General features: G+C 73.6%; 13 protein-coding genes. 5 read left to right on the forward strand and 8 right to left on the reverse strand.

Annotated elements, in window-relative coordinates; translation table 11 throughout:
- The first annotated feature begins 118 nt into the window (after positions 1 to 118).
- Both ACF1AK_RS17895 and ACF1AK_RS17900 read left to right on the forward strand, forming a co-directional pair.
- Positions 119 to 793: a hypothetical protein gene (locus ACF1AK_RS17895; RefSeq protein WP_391499713.1), complete on the forward strand. Its 675-nt coding sequence runs from the start codon at positions 119 to 121 to the stop codon at positions 791 to 793.
- The gene (locus ACF1AK_RS17900; RefSeq protein WP_391499714.1) at positions 765 to 1,619 is read left to right on the forward strand and encodes an inositol monophosphatase family protein; all 855 of its coding nucleotides are present in this window, start codon (positions 765 to 767) and stop codon (positions 1,617 to 1,619) included. The genes ACF1AK_RS17895 and ACF1AK_RS17900 overlap by 29 nt, the downstream gene beginning before the upstream one ends.
- Before the next feature lie 43 nt (positions 1,620 to 1,662).
- Here the strand turns inward: ACF1AK_RS17900 and ACF1AK_RS17905 are convergent, their stop codons facing one another.
- A complete protein-coding gene (locus ACF1AK_RS17905) occupies positions 1,663 to 2,868 on the reverse strand; it encodes an SLC13 family permease (protein WP_391499715.1) in 1,206 nt (401 codons plus the stop codon).
- A 160-nt stretch (positions 2,869 to 3,028) separates the two neighbouring features.
- Here ACF1AK_RS17905 and ACF1AK_RS17910 point away from each other — a divergent pair, with 160 nt between their 5' ends.
- Positions 3,029 to 8,983 (forward strand): TIR domain-containing protein, encoded by a 5,955-nt coding sequence (locus tag ACF1AK_RS17910; protein WP_391499716.1) that lies wholly within the window; start codon positions 3,029 to 3,031, stop codon positions 8,981 to 8,983.
- A 195-nt stretch (positions 8,984 to 9,178) separates the two neighbouring features.
- On the opposite strand, the gene ACF1AK_RS17915 is transcribed toward ACF1AK_RS17910, so the two are convergent.
- Together ACF1AK_RS17915 and tsaD are read right to left on the reverse strand one after the other, a co-directional pair.
- Entirely contained in the window at positions 9,179 to 11,503 is a 2,325-nt protein-coding gene (locus ACF1AK_RS17915) for a collagenase (RefSeq protein ID WP_391499717.1), read from the reverse strand.
- Positions 11,504 to 11,642: 139 nt separating this feature from the next.
- A complete protein-coding gene (gene tsaD / locus ACF1AK_RS17920) occupies positions 11,643 to 12,707 on the reverse strand; it encodes a tRNA (adenosine(37)-N6)-threonylcarbamoyltransferase complex transferase subunit TsaD (protein WP_391499718.1) in 1,065 nt (354 codons plus the stop codon).
- Between the two features lie 162 nt (positions 12,708 to 12,869).
- Here tsaD and ACF1AK_RS17925 point away from each other — a divergent pair, with 162 nt between their 5' ends.
- Complete coding sequence (locus ACF1AK_RS17925) at positions 12,870 to 13,472, forward strand: superoxide dismutase (protein WP_391499719.1); 603 nt, start codon at positions 12,870 to 12,872, stop codon at positions 13,470 to 13,472.
- A gap of 482 nt (positions 13,473 to 13,954) precedes the next feature.
- Here ACF1AK_RS17925 and ACF1AK_RS17930 read toward each other — a convergent pair whose 3' ends face one another.
- Together ACF1AK_RS17930 and ACF1AK_RS17935 are read right to left on the reverse strand one after the other, a co-directional pair.
- A complete protein-coding gene (locus tag ACF1AK_RS17930) occupies positions 13,955 to 14,104 on the reverse strand; it encodes a hypothetical protein (RefSeq protein ID WP_391499720.1) in 150 nt (49 codons plus the stop codon).
- Positions 14,105 to 14,125: 21 nt separating this feature from the next.
- Positions 14,126 to 15,466, reverse strand: coding sequence for a hypothetical protein (locus ACF1AK_RS17935; protein WP_391499721.1), 1,341 nt, complete (start codon positions 15,464 to 15,466; stop codon positions 14,126 to 14,128).
- A 168-nt stretch (positions 15,467 to 15,634) separates the two neighbouring features.
- Between ACF1AK_RS17935 and ACF1AK_RS17940 the strand changes: the two genes are divergently transcribed.
- Entirely contained in the window at positions 15,635 to 16,102 is a 468-nt protein-coding gene (locus ACF1AK_RS17940) for an ATP-binding protein (RefSeq protein ID WP_391499722.1), read from the forward strand.
- Between the two features lie 4 nt (positions 16,103 to 16,106).
- Here ACF1AK_RS17940 and meaB read toward each other — a convergent pair whose 3' ends face one another.
- From meaB to ACF1AK_RS17955, 3 genes are read right to left on the reverse strand one after another with little or no spacing between them, the layout of a single operon-like run.
- Positions 16,107 to 17,096, reverse strand: a complete 990-nt coding sequence (meaB, locus tag ACF1AK_RS17945) for a methylmalonyl Co-A mutase-associated GTPase MeaB (RefSeq protein WP_391499723.1) — start codon at positions 17,094 to 17,096, stop codon at positions 16,107 to 16,109.
- A 12-nt stretch (positions 17,097 to 17,108) separates the two neighbouring features.
- Positions 17,109 to 19,334 carry a methylmalonyl-CoA mutase gene (gene scpA, locus ACF1AK_RS17950; protein WP_391499724.1) on the reverse strand — a complete coding sequence of 742 codons (2,226 nt, stop codon included), beginning with the start codon at positions 19,332 to 19,334 and terminating at the stop codon, positions 17,109 to 17,111.
- Positions 19,331 to 21,238: a methylmalonyl-CoA mutase subunit beta gene (locus tag ACF1AK_RS17955; protein ID WP_391499725.1), complete on the reverse strand. Its 1,908-nt coding sequence runs from the start codon at positions 21,236 to 21,238 to the stop codon at positions 19,331 to 19,333. Before ACF1AK_RS17955 ends, scpA begins: the two co-directional genes overlap by 4 nt.
- Positions 21,239 to 21,263 lie beyond the last annotated feature (25 nt).

Here is a 21,263-nt window from a genome sequence, read left to right on the forward strand (position 1 = left end):
ACCACGCGTCGCGGGCCCGCGGCATCCGGCAACGGGAAACCGCGGCCCGGGCCGTCAACTCGCTGGCCGTCAACTTCTCGCCGGTCCTAGCATGTTGGGCGGGGAGCAAGGGGGAGCGATGAGCAACGACCTGTTCACGACGCTCGACCGGGCAGCCGGGCGCACCACCGCACAACCCGGTCTCGACGCGCTGGTGGGCGGTCTGCTGACGCAGGTCGCGCGCGGGACGCGGGTGCTGCGGGCGGTGGCCCACCCGCTCGGGTTCTACTGCCTGCCGGTGGTGCGCGACGGGGCGCTCGGCGTCTGCGTGCACGTGTTCGACCCGGTGACCGCCGCCGGGCAGCGGGAGATCCACTGCCACAGCTGGGAACTGAAGAGCAGCGTGCTCTACGGGCGGATCGGCAACGTGCGGATCGGGGTGTACGACGAGCCCGCCCGGCCCACCCACCGGGCCTACGAGGTGCACAGCGACGCCGCCGCCGGGGTGGACGAGGTGCGGCCCACCGCGCGGCTGGTGCGCTGGCGGACGCTGGCCGAGCAGACCAGCGGGCGCGGCGAGACCTACACCCTCGGGGCGGGGGAGTTCCACGCCACCGTGCTGCCCGACGGCACGCCCACCGCCACCGTCGTGCTCGGGCGCACCGTGCCGGGGCCGGTGGACGTGGTGCTGGGACCGGTGGACGGCGCCGCCCGCCGGGTGGTGCGGCGGCTGTGCGACGCGGACCGCACGGCCCGGATCGCCGACGAGGCAGTCAGGAGGATCGGTGGACGGTACGACAGCGGACCCGGGTGACGGCGCCGGGGCGTACGCCGAGGAGTGCCGGGTCGCGGTGCGCGCCGCCGAGGACGCGGGCGCCCTGCTGCGCGCCCGCGTCCAGGGCGCCTTCCGGGTGGACACCAAGGGCGCGCACGGCGACGTGGTCACCGAGCTCGACCTGCTCGCCGAGGAACTCCTCACCCGCCGGCTGGCCGAACGCTTCCCCGCCGACCGGATCCTCGCCGAGGAGGGCGGCGGGCGCCCGGGTGCGCCCGGGGCCCGGCGCACCTGGCTGGTCGACCCGCTGGACGGCAGCAACAACGTGGTGATCGGCCTGCCCGCCTACGTGGTCGGCATCGCACTGTGCGTGGACGACGAGCCGGTGCTCGGGGTGGTGCACGACCCGGTGGCCGGCCGCACCTGGCGCGCGGTGCACGGCGCCGGGGCGTACGGCCCGGCCGGGCGGCTGCGGACCCCGCGGCGCCCGGCCGCCGCCGCCCGCCCGGTGATCGGCTGGACCCAGGGCCACGGCCTGGCGCCCGGCGACCCGGTGGCGAAGGCGCTCAAGGACGGCCTGGAGAGCGGTGCGCGCCGGGTGCTCCAGCTGTGGGCGCCGCTGCTCACCTGGTCGCTGCTGGCCTGCGGGCTGATCGACGGCTTCGTCGGCTACCGGGCGGAGGAGATCGACCTGCCGGCCGGCGTCCTGCTCGCCACCGAGGCCGGCGTGGAGGTGCGCGCGCTGGACGGCGGACCCTTCGTCCCCCGGATCGGGCGGCCGGACACCGACCGCGGCTACGTCGCCGCCCGCCCCGAGGTGCTGCCGTACCTGCTCGGGCTCGTCGCCGGCGCCGCGCCGGGGTAGGGCCGCGCGGGGGTAGGGCCGCCCGGGCCGAGCCCGGCCGGGCTCATCCGGTCAGGGCCAGCGCCGCCGTCGCCAGCGCCACCGCGCCGACCGCCAGCACCGCGCTGGTCGCCGCCACCCCGCGCAACGGCACCCGCAGGCCCGCCGAGCGGCAGCGCTCGTACCAGAGCAGGGTCGCCAGCGAGGCCCACGGGGTCACCAGCGGGCCGACGTTGGTGCCGATCAGCAGGGCGAGCAGCTGGGTGTGGTTGCCCTCCGGCACCGCGGCCTCGCCCGCCAGGTACACCGGCAGGTTGTTCAGCAGGTTCGACAGGCCCGCGCCGACCGCCGAGGCCCGGAAGAGGCCGAGCGTGCCGCCGTCGGCGCCGACGGCGTCGGCCAGCAGCCGGTGCAGCCCGTGCGCGTCCACGGTCTGCACCACCAGGAACATGCCGGGCACCATCACCAGCAGCCGCCACGGCACCAGCGAGGGCCGCAGCGCCTGCGGGCGGCGCACCGCGAACGCCGCGACCACCACCGCCGCGGCCGCCCCCGAGGCGGCCCACAGCGGGACGACCGCCGCCAGGCTGGCCGCCAGGAACCCGGTGCAGGCCAGCGCGCAGATCCGGAACAGCACCCGGTCCCCGGGCCGGTGCGGCTCGGGCGGGGTGTAGACGGCCGCGCCGCGCCGTCCGCGCCGCCAGTAGAAGCCCCACAGGCAGGCCATGGTGACCAGCAGGGCGGCGAGCTGCGGCGCCCACATGGCACGGGCCAGGCCGGCGGGGGAGAGCGCGACCCGGTCGGCGGCCAGCAGATTGGTGAGGTTGGAGACCGGCAGCAGCAGGCTCGCCGTGTTGGCCAGCCAGACCGTGGTCATCGCCAGCGGCAGCGGGGCGATGCCCACCCGGGCGGCCAGCGCCAGCATGACCGGGGTGAGCAGCACCGCGGTGGTGTCCAGGTTGAGCACCGTGGTGGTGAGCGCGGCGAAGGCGACGCACAGCAGGAACAGCGCGGGGTAGCTGCCCCGGCCGGCCCGCGCCACCCAGGCCGCCACCACGTCGAACACCCCGGCGGCGCTCGTCAGTTCGGCGAGCACGATCACCGAGCCGAGGAACGCCAGCAGGGGGGCGATCCGTTCGACGGCCGCCCCGGCGGAGTCCGTCGGCAGCAGACCGGTGGCGAGGAGGAGCAGGCCGCAGGCGAGGAGCCCCGCGGCCAGCAGGTCCAGGGGGTGAAGCCGCTTGGCGGCGGCGGGCCAGTACGCGAACACGGACGTCAGGGTCGCACACGAGGGGTGGCCGGTCGAGGCCGAGGGTCGCACGGAAGGACGCCGTCCGTTCACACGTACGGCGGGCCGCGTCCGGAAACCACCCGGATCCGTTGCGGCGAAAGAGGGTTGAGCCGGTCCGGATCGGTCATAAGCTCCTCCCATGGGGGCTCTTGACGCGACCCCGGGTGGCCCCGGGCCGATCGACTTCTTCATCAGCTACTCGCCGGCCGACGAACGCTGGGCGGCCTGGATCGCCTGGACGCTGGAGGAGGCGGGCTACCGCGCCCTGCTCCAGGCCTGGGACTTCGTACCCGGCACCAACTTCGTCGACTTCATGGACCGCGGCGTGACCGAGTCCGCCGCCGTCATCGCACTGCTCTCGCGCAACTACGAGCGTTCGCGCTACGGCCGGATGGAGTGGCAGGCCGCCCTGCGGGCCGACCCCGACGCCCCGGAACGGCGGCTGCTGACCGTCCGGATCGAGGACATCCCGGTGGACGGCCTGCTCGCCACCCTCACCTACATCGACCTCGTCGGCGTGACCGAACCCGCCCGCGCCCGTGACCTGCTGCTCACCCGGGTCGGCCAGGCGCTGGAAGGCCGGGCCCGGCCCGACCTCGTCCCCGGCTACCCCGGCAACGGCAACGGCAGTGGCAGCGGCAACGGCAGTGGCAACGGCAACAGCCACAACAACGGCGGCACCGGCCCCGGCCCCGCCGGCCCCCCGCCCGGAGGCCCGCTCCAGGCCCAGAACCCCGTCCCCGCCCCGCGCCAGGCCGCCGGCACCGGCCGCGCCGGACGCCGCCGCCCCACCGTCCGGCCCGAATACCCCCAGGCCGCCGCCCGCCCCGGCGGACGCGAGGCCGTCACCGTCCTCCACCTCGCCGGCCCCGCCTTCGGCAGCGGCCACGACCCCGTCGCCCTCCAGGCCGCCATCTGGGGCGACCTCGTCGAACTCGCCGACGCCGGCGCCCCCGCCCCCGAACTCGTCGTCGTCACCGGCGACCTCACCGCCTCCGGCAGCCCCCGCGAATGCGAGCAGGCCCTCACCTTCCTCACCGGCATCCGCGCCCTGCTCGGCCTCGAACCGCACCGCGTCGCCGTCCTGCCCGGCGGCCAGGACGTCAGCCAGGCCGCCTCCCGCGCCTACTTCGCCACCTGCGAAGCCGACGAACTGCGCCCCGCCCCGCCCTACTGGCCCAAATGGCGCCACTACGCCCGCCTCTTCCAGGAGTTCTACCAGGGCCTGGACATCGTCTTCGACAGCGCCCAGCCCTGGACCCTCTTCCCCGTCCCCGAACTCGGCACCGTCGTCGCCGCCCTCAACTCCTCCATGGCCTGGACCCACCGGCCCGAGGACCACTACGGCTGGCTCGGCCCCGAACAGGCCGCCTGGTTCGCCCAGGCACTGCGCCCCTACGAGAACGACGGCTGGCTGCGGATCGGCGCCGTACGCCACCCGGTCACCCCGGGCTCCGGCGCACGCCCCGCCGACCCCGCCCCCGCCCGCGCCCCCCACGACCCGGCCACCGCACCCCTGCGCGACGCCGACCGGTTCACCCGCCTCACCGCACCCCGCCTCCACCTGCTGCTCCACGGCCCCGGCGACGGCCGCACCACCCCGCTCGCCCTCACCACCTCCGCCGGCGACCTGCCCCTGCTCGCCGCCGCCGCCCCCGGCGCCCACCACCTGCTGCGGCTCACCCGCGACGGCCTCACCCGCTGGCCCGCCCCCGCCACCGGACACCAACGCCTCACCATCCCCTGGCGCCGCGCCGCCCGCGCCTTCCCCGCCCCCGAACCCGCCCCCCAGGCCGGCCCGCCACAACTCGACGAGGTCCGCGAACCCGCCGCCACCGACCACGAGGCCCGCGCCCTCGCCACCCCCGAGGAAGCCCTCCTCGCCCGGGTCGCCGAAGTCTGCCGCACCCGCCACCCCGGCGCCCAGATCCGCCCCGTCGCCGGCACCACCGCCCAACTCTTCGTCACCTGGGCCGAATCCGGACTGGTCCGCCAGCAACGCGTCGCCGCCTGCGTCGGCACCCCCACCGAGGAAGAGGTCGAACGCTTCGCCGACGCGGTGCACGCCGACGGCACCACCCTCGACGCCGAACTCGTCCACGACGGCCCCCCGCCCGCACGCGAACTGCGCGACCGCGCCCGCCGCCGCGGCGTCAGGCTGCGCAGCTTCCTGGAGTTCCAGGGCCTGCTCGACCTGCGCGGCCACGTCGCCGCCCAGACCGAACGCCTCGCCACCGACAGCCAGTACCACCCCGGCCTCTACCTGCCCCAGCGCTACCGCGACGCCGAACGCCCCGGCGCCGAGGAACGCGACGGCCTCGTCGAGGAACTGCTGCGCCTCCTCGACTCCGACCACGGCCGCTTCGTCCTGCTCCTCGGCGACTTCGGCCGCGGCAAGACCTTCGCCCTGCGCGAGCTCGCCCGCCGGCTGCCCGCCGAACTCCCGCACCTGTCCCCGCTGTTCATCGAACTCAGCGCACTCGACAAGGCCCACTCGCTGGACGGCCTGGTCGCCGCCCACCTCACCGAACACGGCATCGACACCCTCGACCTGCGCGCCTTCCGCTACATGCTGCGCCAGGGCCGCATCGTCCTGCTCTTCGACGGCTTCGACGAACTCGTCAACCGCGTCAGCTACGAACGCGCCGCCGACCACCTCCAGGTCCTCCTCGACGCCGCCGTCGACAACGCCAAGATCGTCGTCACCAGCCGCACCCAGCACTTCAGCTCCCACGAACAGGTCCTCACCGCACTCGGCGAACGCGTCGGCCTGCTCCCGCAACGCCGCCTCATCGCCGTCCAGGACTTCACCCCCCACCAGATCCGCGGCTACCTCGGCAACCGCTACGGCGACCAGGAGGCCGCCGACCGCCGCATGCGCCTGCTCGAAGGCATCCCCGACCTCCTCGCCCTGTGCCGCAACCCCCGCCTGCTCAGCTTCGTCGCCGACCTCGACCACGACCGGCTGCGCGCCGTCGCCGGCGCCGGCCGCGCACTCAGCGCCGCCGGCCTCTACCAGGAAGTCTTCACCGCCTGGCTGCGCTTCGAGGAACAACGCGGCCACGGCGGCCCCGGCGCCGCCCCCGGCCTGCACCTCGACCAGCTCTGGCAGGCCGTCACCCTGCTCGCGCTGCGCCTGTGGGAGAGCGGCCGCACCTCCATCCCGCTCGACGAGATCGTCGACATCGCCGGCGTCCTCAGCGGCCTCGCCGAGAACCGCATGCCCACCCCGCAGGTCGCCCACGCCGTCGGCTCCGGCAGCCTCCTGGTCCGCTCCGACGAAGGCATGTTCCACTTCATCCACGGCTCCGTGGTCGAATGGCTGGTCGCCCGCGCCGCCGCCGAGGCACTGCGGGGCGGCGACGCCACCCTGCTCGCCCGCGGCCCGCTCAGCCGCCTCGCCGTCGAGTTCCTCTGCGACCTCGCCGACCACCACGTCTGCCAGCAGTGGGCCCGCTCCGTCCTGGACGCCGCCGAACCCGCCACCGAAGCCGCCCGGCTCAACGCCGTCAAGGTCCTCGACCGCCTCCGGGTGCCCGCCCACACCGACCTGCGCGGCGCCACCCTCGCCGGCGAGGACCTCTCCCACCGCGACCTGTCCGGCGTCGACCTCTTCGGCGCCGACCTGCGCGGCGCCCGGCTGCTCGGCGCCAACCTCTCCGGCGCCGACCTGCGCGGCGCCCGCCTCGCCGGCGCCCGCCTCGACTCCGCCGACCTCTCCGGCGCCGACCTGCGCTTCGCCGACCTGCACGGCGCCCGGCTGATCCGCACCGACCTGCGCGGCACCAAACTGCGCGGCAGCCGCTGGCAGCGCGCCGCCCTCATCTCCGCCGTCACCGACGACAACGTGCTCGCCGCCCCCGAACTGCGCGCCGCCGCCATCGCCCCCGGCCTGCCCGTCGAGGCCGGCTTCAGCCCCTCCGAGGTCGGCGTCCCCTACGGCTTCGACGTCCGCTCCACCCGCCTGCCCGAACCCGTCGCCTTCAGCCGCGACGGCCACCTGCTCGCCGTCGGCTCCGAGGACGGCAGCGTCCTCGTCTGCGACGCCGTCACCGGCACCGCGCTGCGCACCCTCAAGGACCACATCGGACGCGTCTACGCCGTCAAGTTCGCCGGCGACACCCTCGCCACCGGCAGCGCCGACGGCACCGTCCGGCTCTGGGACCCCGTCTCCGGCGAATGCCGCCACCGCCTCGACGTCCACCCCGGCGGCGTCTGGCCGGTCTCCCTCGCCCCCGACGGCCGGATGGTCGCCACCGGCGACCTCAACGGCGTCGTCACCCTCTGGGACACCGCCACCGGCGAACCCCTCCACCACCTGCCCGGCCACGCCGCACCCGTCTACACCGCCGTGTTCAACCCCGACGGCACCATGATCGTCACCGGGGACCAGGGCGGCGGCGCCCGGCTGTGGTCGACCGCCCACGGCCGCCGCCTCGCCGTCCTGCCCGGCCACCGCGGCACCGTCTACCGCTCCGCGTTCAGCCCCGACGGCACCCTGATCGCCACCGCCGACGGCGGACCCGACGACGGCACCGGCGGCACCGTGCGCATCTGGGAGGCGGCCGGCCGCCGGCTGCGCCACAGCATGCCCGGCCACACCGGACGCATCTACACCCTCGCCTTCCACCCCGACGGCGACCTGCTCGCCAGCGGCGACACCGAAGGCGAGATCCGCTTCTGGAACCCCCTCGACGGCACCCCCGCCGGCCGGGCCGAGGACTCCACCGGCAAGATCTACCAGGTCACCTTCGACGAGGCCGGCACCCGCTTCGCGGCCAGCGACAGCGACGGCGGCGTCCGCGTCTGGCGGGTCGGCGCCGCCGAGGGCACCGGCACTGTCGGGGTGACCGGCGGCCGCGAGATCGTGCCACTGCGCCGCCAGCCGCCCGAGCACCGCGGCTCGGTGTGGGCCTGCCGCTTCCGGCCCGGCGCCGGCCGCGGCGGCGCCGAGAGCGACCCGCTGCTCGTCACCGGCGGCAACGACGGCCGGGTCCGGCTCTGGGACCCCTCCAGCGGTCGCAGCCGCCAACTCCTGCGCGGCCACGGCCGGCGGATCGGCTCGCTCACCTTCAGCGGAGACGGCACCCTGCTCGCCGCCGGCGGCAACGACGGCGCGGTCCGGCTCTGGGAACCCTCCACCGGCCGCCGGCTGCGCGAACTGTCCGGCCGCAGCAGCCGGCTGGTCTCCGCCGTGTTCAGCCCCGAGGAAGCCGTGCTGGCCACCGCCACCAACGACGGCGACCTGTGCCTGTGGAACGCCCGCACCGGCGAGTACCTGCGCGAGATGGACGTCGAGACCGAACACGTCTGGGCGGAGGCGTTCAGCGCCGACGGCGTCCTGGTCGCCACCGCCAACGACGACGACACCGTCCGCATCTGGTACCGCCGCACCGGCGCCCACCTCACCACCCTGCGCGAACACCGCGGCCGGGTCCGCTCCATCGCCTTCAGCCCGGACGGGCGGCAGCTGCTCACCGGCTGCGACGACGCCAAGGTGCGCATCTCCGACATCGCCGGCGGGCGGGTCGAGGCCGAACTCGACGGCCACACCGACCGGGTGTACGCCGTCGCACCCTCGCCCGACAGCACCTGGCTGGCCAGCGTCTCCTGGGACGGCACCGCGATCATCTGGGCCGGGCGCGCCGTGCGCCACCGCCTCACCGGCCACGTCGGCCGGCTGTGGACCGCCGCCGCCCACCCCCGCCGCCCGCTGCTCGCCACCGCCGGCGACGACCGGGTGGTGCGGATCTGGGACCCGGTCGCCGGCACCGAGCTCGCCGGTCTGCGCGGCCACACCGGCCGGATCCTCGCCGTCACCTTCAGCCCGGACGGCTCACTGCTCGCCAGCGGCGGCGAGGACGGCACGGTCCGCCTCTGGCGCGTTCCCGCCGACGGCAGCCCCACCCCCCTCGCGACCCTCCTCGGCGCTCCCGACGGCTGGGCCACCCTGCTGCCCTCCGGTGCCTACAAGTGCGAGGGCGACGTGGCCGGCGAGTTCTGGCACGCCGTCGGCATGTGCCGCTTCGAGCCCGGCGAACTCGACTCCCACCTGCCCGGCGTCCACCGCCTCCCCCCGGAGGCCCAGCTGTAGCCGGGGCCGGCGGGCGGTCCTGTCCGGTCGTCGTGGAGCGGTGGTACGACGGAGGGCCCCGCCGGACGCACACCGGCGGGGCCCTCGTGTTCGGGTGGTGCTAGGCGTTCTGTGCACCGCTAGATGTTCTGTGCGGTGCTGGGTGTTCTGTGCGGTGCCAGGTGTGGCACCCGGTGCTAGGTGTGCTGCCCGGTGCTACTGGTACTGGACGGAGAGGGTGACCCCGGCGAAGTCCTGCTGCGCGGCGAGGCTGAAGTAGACCCAGCCGGAGGGCGGGTTGGTGATGGTCAGCGTCTCGCCGTTGCCGGCGTTGGTGGACTTGGCCAGCGCGTTGCCGGTGGTGGCCCAGGTGGAGCCGCCGTAGTAGAGGTCGGCGTTGCCGGTGCCGCCGCTGCTGGTGAGGGTCAGCTGCTTGACGCCGGCCGGCAGGTTGACGAAGTGGTAGCTGTAGTTGCCGGTGGTGGCGGTGAGGTTGTCACGGCGGCAGTTGTTGTCGAACTGGCGCGGGTCGGCGATGGTGCAGACCGGGGTGGTCGGGGTGACCGGACCGGTGGGCGCCTCCGGCAGCGGGCCGCAGTCGTTGGTGGCGCACTTGGTCAGCCAGGCGTCGAAGCCGGCGTCGTAACGGGTGCCGATGGTCTGCTTCAGGATGGTGCGGGCGCCGTTCCAGTCACCGGCGCGGTACTTGGTGAGGATGGCGTCCATGTCGGAGCGGTGCTCCTGGAGCATGTAGCGCGTGGCCAGCCAGCCCCAGCGGTAGACGCGGTTGGAGTTCTCGTCGGCATCGGCGGTCTGGCCGTAGACGGTGTCGAACAGCTCGCTGAGCTTGTAGGTCTTCTTGGCCGCCTCGTTGATCGCGTCGGTGTTGCGCTCGTTGCGGTAGCCGTAGGAGATGTTCTCCGCGATGCCCTCGACCCACCAGATGGTCGGGGTGGTCTGGCTGGCCTCGAAGTCGCCGGCCATGTTGTAGCGGCCGTCGAGGTAGTGGGTGTACTCGTGGTTGAGGTTCCAGATCGAGAACGACGGCCGCAGCCAGGACGCCTCGTGGGCGATGAAGCGCGCCTGGTTGCCGGGCACCGCGGGGTTGCCCTCCTCGTACATGCCGCCGTTGTCGACGTCGATGTCGTAGAAGGCCCAGGCGTACAGCGAGTACTGGTCGTAGTCGTCGAAGGCGACGACCTCCAAGTTGGTGTTCACGTCGCCCGGGATGGCGCCCTTGTCACCGATGATCTTGTGGAAGTAGGCGTCCTGGTTGATCAGGCTGGTGCAGGTGCTGTCCAGCTGGCCGGGCGACATGTCCTGGGCCTTGATCTTCAGGCCGTCGTTGCAGACGCGCTGGATCGGCAGGATCACCGGCATGAGGCGGGTGCCGAGGTCGCAGATGCCGTAGGCCGCGCAGTTGCCCTTGTCGAACTGGCGGGTGGCCCAGCCCAGGTTCATGGTGATCGGGGCGGTGGGGCCGACGTTCGGGTAGCGGTTGATCAGGTCCTTGAGGACCGGCCGCAGCGAGGTCCTGAGCTCCGGCACCTGCAAGGCGTAGCCGAGGTAGCGGCCGATGTTGCTGACGACGTCCCAGCGGTTGAGCTGCGAGTCGTTGCGGGTGATGAAGCCGGACCAGGTGGTGAGCAGGGAGGGGTCGGCCTTGAGGGCGGCCTTCCAGCCCGCGGCGTCGGTCTTGGACTCGTAGGCGTCCTTGAGGACCCAGTCGAACTCCGCCGCGGCGTTGGTCATCTGGGCGGGCCAGCTGCCGTTGTAGGCGGAGAGCAGCCACTTGAACACGCCGGCCTCGCGGCCGAGGGTGTCGCTCTGGCCGATCACCTTGACGACCTCGACGAGGAGCGCGCCGTTGGCGTCGGTGACGTCCTTGCCGTGCGGGGAGGCGAAGAAGGCGTCCAGCGCGGCGCCGGTCGCGCCGTTCACCGACGGGCTGTAGGCGCCGACGCCGGCCGGGTACTTCCACTGCACGTAGTAGCCGGCGCGCAGGAACAGGACCAGCTGGCCGATGTTGGTGCTGTTGTCGCCCGGGTAGGCGGGGGAGGCGTCGCGCAGGGCGTTGGCGACGGTCACCATGTTGGCCTCGCGGAAGGCCTTCACGCTGTCGCCGGTGAGGTTGAACAGCGGGTAGGTACAGTCGACCCGCGGCAGGGCCTTGAGCTGCTGGATCAGCGCGCTGCCCGTGGCGTTGATCACTCCGGAGAGGTCGGGACAGGGGTCGGCGGCGGCGGCTGAGAAGCCCTTGGCGGCCTTGGCCGGCGCGGTGGCCGGGGCGGCCGGCGGGGTGTTCGCCTCGGCGCCGTCCTGGGCGGAGAGCTTGAAGGGGCTGGTGCTCCTGGCGTCGGGCGACTTGGGCACCGGGATGGAGCGCGGCGTCGACGAGGCGGCGCTGGTGCCCGCCGGGGCCGTGGCGCCGACGGGGGCGGCCTGGCTCTGCGGGGTGAACAGCCCGAGGGCGATGAAGAAGGCGGCGCCGAGCGCGGGGAGCCTGCGCGCGGTGGCCGTTGATATCCGGGAGGGACGCATCTGTGGGGGCCTCCGGGGCCGTTCGGGGCCGCGGTATGGGGGGCGCGGCCTCTCGATGTGTGACATGTAAAATGGCACACGTCACAGTGCCCCGGGAAGGCCCCGGACTGAAAATCTGATCGCCGCAACCGAAACGTTGTCAGGCGGCCCGCCGCACCGCCGGGGTGAGCGCCGCGAACTCCAGCGGCGCCGACGGGTCGACCGACAGGTCCGCCGGGGCCGGTGCGGCGCCCGCGCGCACCAGCAGGTCGCCGACGGCCGCGATCATCGCCCCGTTGTCCGTGCACAGCCGCAGCGGGGGCACCCGCAGCGCGATCCCGGCCGAGGCGCAGCGCCGCTCGGCCAGCTCCCGCACCCGCGAGTTGGCGGCCACCCCGCCGACCACCACCAGCGTGCCGATCCCGTGGTCCAGGCAGGCCCTGACGGCCTTGCGGGTCAGCACGTCGGCGATCGCCTCCTGGAGCGCGGCGGCCGCGTCCGGGACGTGCGGCTCGGCGCCGGCCGCCCGCTGCGCCTCCACCCAGCGGGCGGCGGCGGTCTTGAGGCCGGAGAAGGAGAAGGCGTACGGGGGGTCGGCCGGGCCGCTCAAGGGGCGCGGGAAGCGCACCGCGCGCCGGTCGCCCTCGCGGGCGGCCCGGTCGATGGCGGGCCCGCCGGGGTAGGGCAGGCGCAGGATCCGGGCGACCTTGTCGAAGCACTCGCCGGCCGCGTCGTCCAGGGTGTCGCCGAGGTGGACGATCGGATCGCGGGCCAGGTCGCGCACCAGCAGCAGCGAGGTGTGGCCGCCGGAGACGATGAGGACCACGCAGGGGTCGGGCAGCGGCCCGCCGTCCAGCGTCGCGGCGGCCACGTGTCCGGCCAGGTGGTGCACGCCGTAGAGCGGGACGCCGAGCGAGAAGGCGTACGCCTTGGCCGCCGCCACGCCGACCTGGAGCGCCCCGGCCAGGCCCGGACCGGTCGTCACCGCGACGGCGCCGACGTCGGCGAGGGTGAGCCCGGCCCGGTCCAGTGCCTCGCCGACCACCGGTGCCATCGCGTGCAGGTGCGCCCGCGAGGCGATCTCGGGCACCACGCCGCCGTAGCGGGCGTGCTCGTCCATCGAGGAGGCCACCGCCTGCCCGAGCAGCACGCTGCCGCGCACCAGGCCCGCGCCGGTCTCGTCGCAGGACGACTCGATGCCCAGCACCACCGGCGTGTCGGTCATGGTCACTCACCCTTGTCGCTCATTACAGAGGCCGACGACCATTGTGCCCGACTCGCCGTGGGGAATATGCAGGAGCCCCTTGTGCGTTCCTGCAACTCATACGCAATAGTGTTGACCCGGCACGATCGTCACGTTGAACTCGCCGAAAGGGGCCGTGTCCTGATGGGCACCTACTCGCTTCCCGACCTGCCGTACGACTACTCCGCGCTGGAGCGCGCGATGTCCGCGGAAATCCTGGAGCTGCACCACTCCAAGCACCACGCCGCGTACGTCAAGGGCGCCAACGACACCCTGGAGCAGCTGGCCGAGGCGCGCGACAAGGAGCAGTTCGGCGGTCTGGTGGGCCTGCAGAAGACCTTCGCCTTCCACCTCTCCGGCCACGTGCTGCACTCGCTGTTCTGGCAGAACCTCTCCCCGGAGGGCGGCGACCGTCCCGAGGGCGAGCTGGCCGACGCCATCACCGAGCACTTCGGCAGCTTCGAGGCCTTCAAGAAGCAGCTCACCAACGCCACCACCGGCGTCCAGGGCTCGGGCTGGGGCATCCTCTCCTGGGAGCCGCTCGGCGGCCGCCTGATCGTCGAGCAGGTCTACGACCACCACGGCAACGTCGGCCAGGGCACCACCCCGCTGCTCGCCTTCGACGCCTGGGAGCACGCCTACTACCTGCAGTACAAGAACGTCCGCCCGGACTACGTCACCCGCCTGTGGGACGTCGTCAACTGGCAGGACGTCTCGGCCCGCTTCGCGGACGCCAAGCGCGCCTGACCCCTGCTGCAGGGTGAAGCACCCGCACACGCCTGACCCAGGGCAGGGCAGGTAGCGGAGGGCTCCCGGCCGGTGCGCACCGGCCGGGAGCCTCTCATCCGCTCGCCACCGGGATGGGCTGTCCGTCCAACACTCCTTCGCGTTGGCCCGCTCGGCGAGCTTCACCAGCTCCGGCGGTGCGCTAGGACCGGCGACGATGAGCTCGCGGATCGTGGCCCGAGCCGCCAGGTGGCTTCGGATGCTCTCCGGTGCCAGTTCCTCGGCCCGGAGGAGGCAGTCGATGGGTGGGCGACCCGGACGCCGAACGCCTGCCGCTCTTCAGGATCTACCGGGCAGCCGCGCCGTCGGACGTGCCGTTGCCGGAGATCTCGTCCAGGAACGTCACCTCGAACGATTCTCGGTGACGGCTCCGCTCGGCCAGGAGCCGGCGTGCGTGGGGCTGGCGTTCGTGCCGCTCGAACGCTGCGCGGTCCGCGAACAACTCACAAAAGATCAACGTTGAGCTCGTTCGGTACTGCGTGGTTGGCAGAGACGAGGGGGCTCGGCTCCTTGGCGCGGATTCCTTCGAGAGCTTCCGCCGCCAGTCGATCGAAGGCGCGCGCTGCTGCCGCGTCGTGGGCGACGAAGCGCACGACAGGACCGAATCCCGCGGCTCACGCGGCCTTCTGGCGAGCGACCTCCCGGGTGCGTTGGAGGAGCTGGCGGACCGCGCGGGTGGAGAGGTGCGCTGGGAGAGCATTGTTCAGGGCGCGGAAATGCTCGTCGCCACGGACAGAACTGATCGTGACGTAGTCGTCCAGGAAGGCGTCCCAGGTGGTGCAGGCGGCCTCGATGTGCCCGAGTTCCATCTGACGACGGGCCAACAGACCGGTCCCGTGCACGCGGCCCTGCTTCTCGTTGGCGGGGCGGGTTCGGTTGGACAGCTGGAGTTCTTTGATGGCTCCTGGGAGGTCACCGAGTTCGTACAGCACGTGCGAGACGTGGAAGTGGTAGGCGGCCTGGTCGTAGCCGCCGACGGCGTCGTTGCGACCCTCGGCCCGGGCCAGCGCGGTCTCGGTCTCGGCGAGGCGCGCGAAGGCCTGCCGCTGGTCCTTCACCATGGCAGCGCCATGCGCCTGTTGGCCGGTGAGGAAGGCCCGCAGTCGCGGACCGGAGGCCGGAGCGGCTTCGGCGGCCGAGTCGGCCAGCTCCAGCGTCTTCGGACCGTGGCCGAGGTTGGACGCCTGGAGCGCCATGCCGCGCAAGGTGCGGCAGTACGTCACATGGTCCTGGGCCTCACGTGCGAGCTTGAGGGCCTGGATGTAGTACCTCTGTCCGAGACCGTGGGCAGTCTCATACATCGCCATCCAGCCGGTGAGGTACGTCAGATCGGCTGCGGCCGACAGCAGTTCGGCTTTCACCTCCGTGGGGCCGGACGCTTGGAGCCAGGGTCCGACCGAGTTGACCAGGAACGCCGCCGCCATCGGGCGGGCGTGGGCGGCGCCGAGTTCGTCGAGAATGCCGGCGATCCGGTCCGTCATCGTCCGGACGGTCTCGGCCTCGGCCTTGCCGACGCGCACGGTGCGGCCTGCAGCGGCATGGGTGATCCGCTCGGCGGTGTCGTCGAACACCGGCAGCGTCAGGGCGAGCGAGTAGAGTCCGGAGGCGAGCACACCGCGGCGGGACGGGTCCATGTCGGCCTTTCCGATCGACATCAGGTCGGACAACACTCCTCGGCTGTCCGCCGGCCCGGCATCGGGCCGGAAGCCCGTCTCCTCGGGTGTCACCGGTCGTCCGAGCCGACGCGAGAACGTCTCCCGGACGACTTCCTGTACGTCGGCCCGAGGCCGAGTACCGGAGAGCCAGTGCGAGATCGCCGACTTGTCGTAGTTCAGTCGGAGTCTCGCCTCACTCCCGGTGCGATTCACGGCCCGGGCAAGCTGGTCGTTGCCCCACTTTGCCTGCTGCATGAGTGCGGCAAGTTCGGTGTTCGGTGTGCGCTGTCGGTGGGCCATCGCGATCCCGTCCTTCGTTCAACCGGTTCAACGCCTGGACCAGCTTCGCCGGTTCTCCCGGCCGGTGTACCCGCGTTGACTTGATGTCAGCCATTCGGACGGTGGTGGTGAAAGCCGAACGATGCGGCATGGTGCTGAATTGTCGACTCGCGACCAGATGGAGACCCAGTGATCGTCAGTCCGCTCAACACTGCGCGATTTCCGGTTCCGTTGGAATGGGGGATGCCGCCGGGGCCGGAGGCGGTGCCGGGGGCGCGGTGGCTGGTGGGGGCGATCGTGCGGGAGTGGGGGGTGCCGCTCTCGGCCGAGGCCTTCGAGGACCTGGAGCTGTGCGCAAGTGAAGTGATCGCCAATGCGTTGCTTCATGTCAACGACCGGTGTGTCGTGACCGTGCTGCGGCGGTCGGGGCGGCTTCGGGTGGAGGTGGCCGACCGGTGCCCCGCGCTCCCGCGGCGGGAGCGCCGGGCCGAAGCGACCGGCGGGCGGGGGCTGGTGCTGGTGGAGGCGCTGGCCGAGGCTTGGGGGTGGTGTCCACAACAGGACGGCAAGGTGGTGTGGTTCGAGTTCCCCGAACAACACGAAGCGCCGTGCCCCACGCACGGGTGGGGCACGGCGCCGGGTCTCGCGGCGGCGTAGCGGCTCAGCTCAGGCCGAAGGCGTCCAGGATGCGGTCCGCCGCGAGGGTGGCGGTGAGTTCGCCGTCGCGCACCCGCCGCTCCAGGTCCGGGACGAGGCGGACCACGTCCGGGTGGGCGTGCAGCCGGGCGAGCAGCTGGTCGTGCACCATCGCCCAGGTCCACTCCACCTGCTGCTCGCGCCGCTTGGCGGCCAGCGCGCCGGTCGCGTCCAGCACCTTGCGGTGCTGCTGGAGCCGCTCCCAGACGGTGTCCAGACCGGCGCCGTCGCGCCCGGAGCAGGTCAGCACCGGCGGCGTCCACGGGGCGTCCGGGGCCTGGAGCAGCCGCAGCGCGCCCGCCAGCTCCCGGGCGGCGCCCTTGGCGTCCCTCTCGTGCGGGCCGTCCGCCTTGTTGACCGCGATGACGTCGGCGAGCTCCAGCACGCCCTTCTTGATGCCCTGCAGCTGGTCCCCGGTGCGGGCCAGCGACAGCAGCAGGAAGGAGTCGACCATCCCCGCCACCGTGGTCTCCGACTGGCCGACGCCGACCGTCTCCACCAGCACCACGTCGTAGCCGGCCGCCTCCATCACCAGCATCGACTCCCGGGTGGCCTTGGCCACCCCGCCGAGCGTGCCGGAGGTCGGTGACGGCCGGACGAACGCGTGCGGGTCGACCGCCAGCCGCTCCATCCGGGTCTTGTCGCCCAGGATCGAGCCTCCGGTGCGGCTGGACGTCGGGTCGACGGCCAGCACCGCGACCCGGTGCCCGAGCCCGGTGAGCATGGTGCCGAAGGAGTCGATGAAAGTCGACTTGCCGACTCCGGGCACCCCGGTGATGCCCACCCGCACCGCACCGCCCGCGTGCGGCAGCAGCATCGTCAGCAGCTGCTGCGCCAGCGCGCGGTGGTCCGGCCGGGTGGACTCGACGAGGGTGATGGCCCGCGCGATGTACGCGCGCGAGCCCTCCCGCACACCCGTCGCGTAACTGTCGAGGTCGATCGTCCGGGGCGCCATCCGCTCAGCGCCTCAGAGCTCGTGGCCGAGGCCGGCGGCGAGCGACTTCAGCAGGTCGTAGGCGGCCTCCGGGATCACCGTGCCGGGCGGGAAGACCGCCGCGGCGCCCGCCTCGTACAGCGCGTCGAAGTCCTGCGGGGGGATCACCCCGCCGACCACGATGGTGATGTCCTCCCGGCCCGCCTCGGCCAGCTCGGCGCGCAGCGCGGGCACCAGGGTGAGGTGACCGGCGGCCAGCGAGGAGACGCCGACGATGTGGACGTCCGCCTCGACGGCCTGGCGGGCCACCTCGGCCGGGGTCTGGAACAGCGGGCCGACGTCCACGGTGAAGCCCAGGTCGGCGAAGGCGGTGGCGATCACCTTCTGGCCGCGGTCGTGGCCGTCCTGGCCCATCTTGGCGACCAGGATGCGCGGTCGGCGGCCCTCGGCCTGCTCGAACCGCTCGACCAGCTCCCGGGTGCGCTGCAGGGGGGCCGACGGGCCCGCTTCGTCTCGGTACACACCCGAGATGGTACGGATCTGGCCGGAGTGGCGGCCGTACACCTTCTCCAGGGCGTCCGAGATCTCGCCGACGGTGGCCTTGGCGCGGGCCGCGTTCACCGCCAGGTGCAGCAGGTTGCCGTCCAGCAAACCGCCGCGCGCGGGCCCGGCCCCGGCGGCCCGGGTCAGCGCGTCCAGCGCGGCGCGGGTGGCGGACTCGTCGCGCTCCTCGCGCAGCCGGCGCAGCTTCTCGATCTGGCGGGCGCGCACCGCGGAGTTGTCGACCTTGAGCACCTCGATCTGCTCGTCGCTCTCCACCCGGTACTTGTTGACGCCGATCACCGGCTGGCGGCCGGAGTCGATGCGCGCCTGGGTGCGGGCGGCGGCCTCCTCGACGCGCAGCTTGGGGATGCCCGCGTCGATCGCCTTGGCCATGCCGCCGGCCGCCTCGACCTCCTGGATGTGCTGCCAGGCGCGGTTCGCCAGGTCGTTGGTCAGCTTCTCGACGTACGCCGAGCCGCCCCACGGGTCGATGACCCGGCAGGTGCCGGACTCCTGCTGGAGCAGCAGCTGGGTGTTGCGGGCGATCCGGGCGGAGAAGTCGGTCGGCAGCGCCAGCGCCTCGTCCAGCGCGTTGGTGTGCAGCGACTGGGTGTGGCCCTGGGTGGCGGCCATCGCCTCCACGCAGGTGCGGGTGACGTTGTTGAACACGTCCTGCGCGGTGAGCGACCAGCCGGAGGTCTGCGAATGGGTGCGCAGCGACAGCGACTTGGGGTTCTTCGGGTCGAACTGCTTGACCAGCTTGGCCCAGAGCAGCCGGGCCGCGCGCAGCTTGGCGACCTCCATGAAGAAGTTCATGCCGATCGCCCAGAAGAACGACAGCCGCGGGGCGAACGCGTCCACGTCCAGCCCGACGTCCAGCCCGGCCCGCAGGTACTCCACGCCGTCGGCCAGGGTGTAGGCCAGCTCCAGGTCGGCGGTGGCCCCGGCCTCCTGGATGTGGTAGCCGGAGATGGAGATCGAGTTGTACCGGGGCATCTTCTGCGAGGTGTACGCGAAGATGTCCGAGATGATCCGCATCGACGGCTGCGGCGGGTAGATGTAGGTGTTGCGGACCATGAACTCCTTGAGGATGTCGTTCTGGATGGTCCCGGCCAGCTTCTCGGGCGGTACGCCCTGCTCCTCGGCGGCCACGATGTACAGCGCGAGGACGGGCAGCACCGCGCCGTTCATCGTCATCGACACCGACATCCGGTCCAGCGGGATGCCGTCGAACAGCTGGCGCATGTCGTAGATCGAGTCGATCGCCACGCCCGCCATGCCGACGTCGCCGGTGACGCGCGGGTGGTCGCTGTCGTAGCCGCGGTGGGTCGGCAGGTCGAACGCGACCGACAGGCCCTTCTGGCCGGCCGCCAGGTTGCGGCGGTAGAAGGCGTTGGACTCCTCGGCGGTGGAGAAGCCCGCGTACTGGCGCACCGTCCACGGCTGGTTGACGTACATCGTCGGGTACGGGCCGCGCAGGTAGGGGGCGATGCCCGGGTAGGTGCCCAGGAAGTCCAGGCCCGCGAGGTCCTCGGCGGTGTACAGCGGCTTGACGCCGATGCCCTCGGGGGTGTCCCAGAGCTGCTCGTCGACGTCCTTGCCGGTGGCCTCGCGCCAGGCGGCGCGCCACTGGGCGCCGGTGACGCCCGCGGCGGCCTCCGCCGGGGCGTCCGGGGCGGCGCCGTCCAGGGCGACCGTGGTGAAGTCGGGGATCATCGGGCCACTCCGATCGCGTCGGGCACGGCGACCGGCTCGGGCACGTCGAGCTGGTCGAGCAGGGAGGTCAGGACGGCGACCGCGTCGCCGCCGGCGAAGACGAACGCGTCCACGCCCGCGGGCGGCGTCGCGCCCGGCCGCCCGGCCAGCAGCACCTGCCGGGCACCGGCCGCCCGCAGCGCGGCGGCGACGGCCTCGGCGTGCTCGCCGTAGAGCGCGTCGCTGGAGCAGAGGCAGGCCACCGCGGCGCCGCTCGCGGCGAACGCCTCGGCGAACGCCGCGGGTTCGGTGCCCTCGTGGGCGGTGGTGGCGATCCCGCCGGCCTGGAACAGGTTGGCGGCGAAGGTGGTGCGCGCGGTGTGCGCGGCGGCGGTGCCGATCGAGGCCAGGAACAGCGCGGGCCGCGCTCCGGTGGCCGCGAGGTGCGCGTCCGAGCGGTCGCGCAGCGCCTCGAAGGCCTCGGCCCGGCGCACCGTCGGCAGCCCGCCGCCGGGGCCGGCCGGGGCCGGCTCGCGGACCAGCGCCGGTTCGCCGAGGTTCGGGAACTCGCTGACGCCGGTGACCGGTTCGCGCCGCTTGGCGAGCCGCACCGAGCGCTCCGCCCAGGTGGCCGCGATCCGCTCGCCGACCAGGCCCGACTCCAGCGCGGCGCGCTGGCCGCCGGCCCGCTCGATCTCCTGGAACCACGCCCAGGCGGCGTGCGCGAGTTCGTCGGTCAGCCGCTCCACGTACCAGGAGCCGCCGGCCGGGTCGACCACCCGGGCCAGGTGCGACTCCTCCAGCAGGATCGCCTGGGTGTTGCGGGCGATCCGGCGGGCGAAGGCGTCCGGCAGGCCGAGCGCGGCGTCGAACGGCAGCACGGTGACCGCGTCCGCCCCGCCGACACCGGCGGCCAGACAGGCGATCGTGGTGCGCAGCATGTTCACCCACGGGTCGCGGGCGGTCATCATCACCGTGGAGGTGACGGCGTGCTGACGCTGCGCCGAGGCGGCCGGGGAGGCGCCGCAGGCCTGTGCGACCCGGGCCCAGAGACGGCGCGCGGCACGGAACTTGGCGATCGTCAGGAACTGGTCGGCGTCCGCGGCGTAGCGGAACTCCAGCTGGCCGAGCGCGGCGTCCACCGGCAGCCCGGCGCCGGTCAGCGCGCGCAGGTAGGCGACGCCGGTGGCCAGCGAGGCGCCCAGCTCCTGCGTGGGCGAGGCGCCGGCCTCGTGGTACGGCAGCGCGTCGACGGCCAGCGCCCGCAGGCCGGGGAAGCCCTCGGCGCAGCGGGCGGCGAGCGCGGCGGCCTCGGCGAGCAGCGCGTCGGTGCGCGCGGCGTCGCCGGTGCGGGCCTGCAGGCCCAGCGGGTCGGCGCCCAGGGTGCCGGCGGCGGAGCCGGGGGAGACCTCGCGCTCCCGGTACAGCTTGAACAACTGCGCGGCGGCCTCGGGGAATTCGGCGCCCGCGTCGAGCACCACCCCGGCGAGGTCCAGGTAGACGCCGGTGAGCGCCTCGCCCAGGGCGGTGACCGGCAGGCCGTCGCCGCCCAGCTCCAGCCAGAGCGAGCCGCCGCCGTGCTCCAGATCGGCCAGCACCGCTTCGTTGGTGCGGCGCGGATCGGGGTCGCGGTGCCGCTGGCGGACGTCCCAGCCCGCGATCGAGGCGCCCTGCGGGCGGGCGCCGCGCACGAACGGCGGGAAGCCGGGCAGGCCCGGGTCGGCGGGGGCGTCCTCGGCGGTGTACAGCGGGCGGGCGCGCAGCCCGTCCTGGAGGGCGGTGCTGAGCGCGTGCTCGGCCGCTGCGCCGTCCTCGGGCTGCGCCCCCGACTTGCGCAGCACACCCTCGACGAGGGTCTGCCACTGCTCGCGGTGGGCGGCCGGGAACTCGGCGGCCAGGGGAAGCCTTTCGGGCGGGACCGTCATGCCACGCAGGGTAGCGCCCGTGAAC

Source organism: Kitasatospora sp. NPDC015120 (assembly GCF_043080305.1).
Lineage (GTDB): Bacteria > Actinomycetota > Actinomycetes > Streptomycetales > Streptomycetaceae > Kitasatospora.

Bases quoted from the DNA above. Each gene is read 5' to 3' on its own strand.
- ACF1AK_RS17895 (WP_391499713.1), top strand. From the start codon at position 119: ATGAGCAACGACCTGTTCACGACGCTCGACCGGGCAGCCGGGCGCACC.
- ACF1AK_RS17910 (WP_391499716.1), top strand. From the start codon at position 3,029: ATGGGGGCTCTTGACGCGACCCCGGGTGGCCCCGGGCCGATCGACTTC.
- ACF1AK_RS17915 (WP_391499717.1), bottom strand. From the start codon at position 11,503: ATGCGTCCCTCCCGGATATCAACGGCCACCGCGCGCAGGCTCCCCGCG.
- tsaD (WP_391499718.1), bottom strand. From the start codon at position 12,707: ATGACCGACACGCCGGTGGTGCTGGGCATCGAGTCGTCCTGCGACGAG.
- ACF1AK_RS17925 (WP_391499719.1), top strand. From the start codon at position 12,870: ATGGGCACCTACTCGCTTCCCGACCTGCCGTACGACTACTCCGCGCTG.
- ACF1AK_RS17935 (WP_391499721.1), bottom strand. From the start codon at position 15,466: ATGGCCCACCGACAGCGCACACCGAACACCGAACTTGCCGCACTCATG.
- meaB (WP_391499723.1), bottom strand. From the start codon at position 17,096: ATGGCGCCCCGGACGATCGACCTCGACAGTTACGCGACGGGTGTGCGG.
- scpA (WP_391499724.1), bottom strand. From the start codon at position 19,334: ATGATCCCCGACTTCACCACGGTCGCCCTGGACGGCGCCGCCCCGGAC.
- ACF1AK_RS17955 (WP_391499725.1), bottom strand. From the start codon at position 21,238: ATGACGGTCCCGCCCGAAAGGCTTCCCCTGGCCGCCGAGTTCCCGGCC.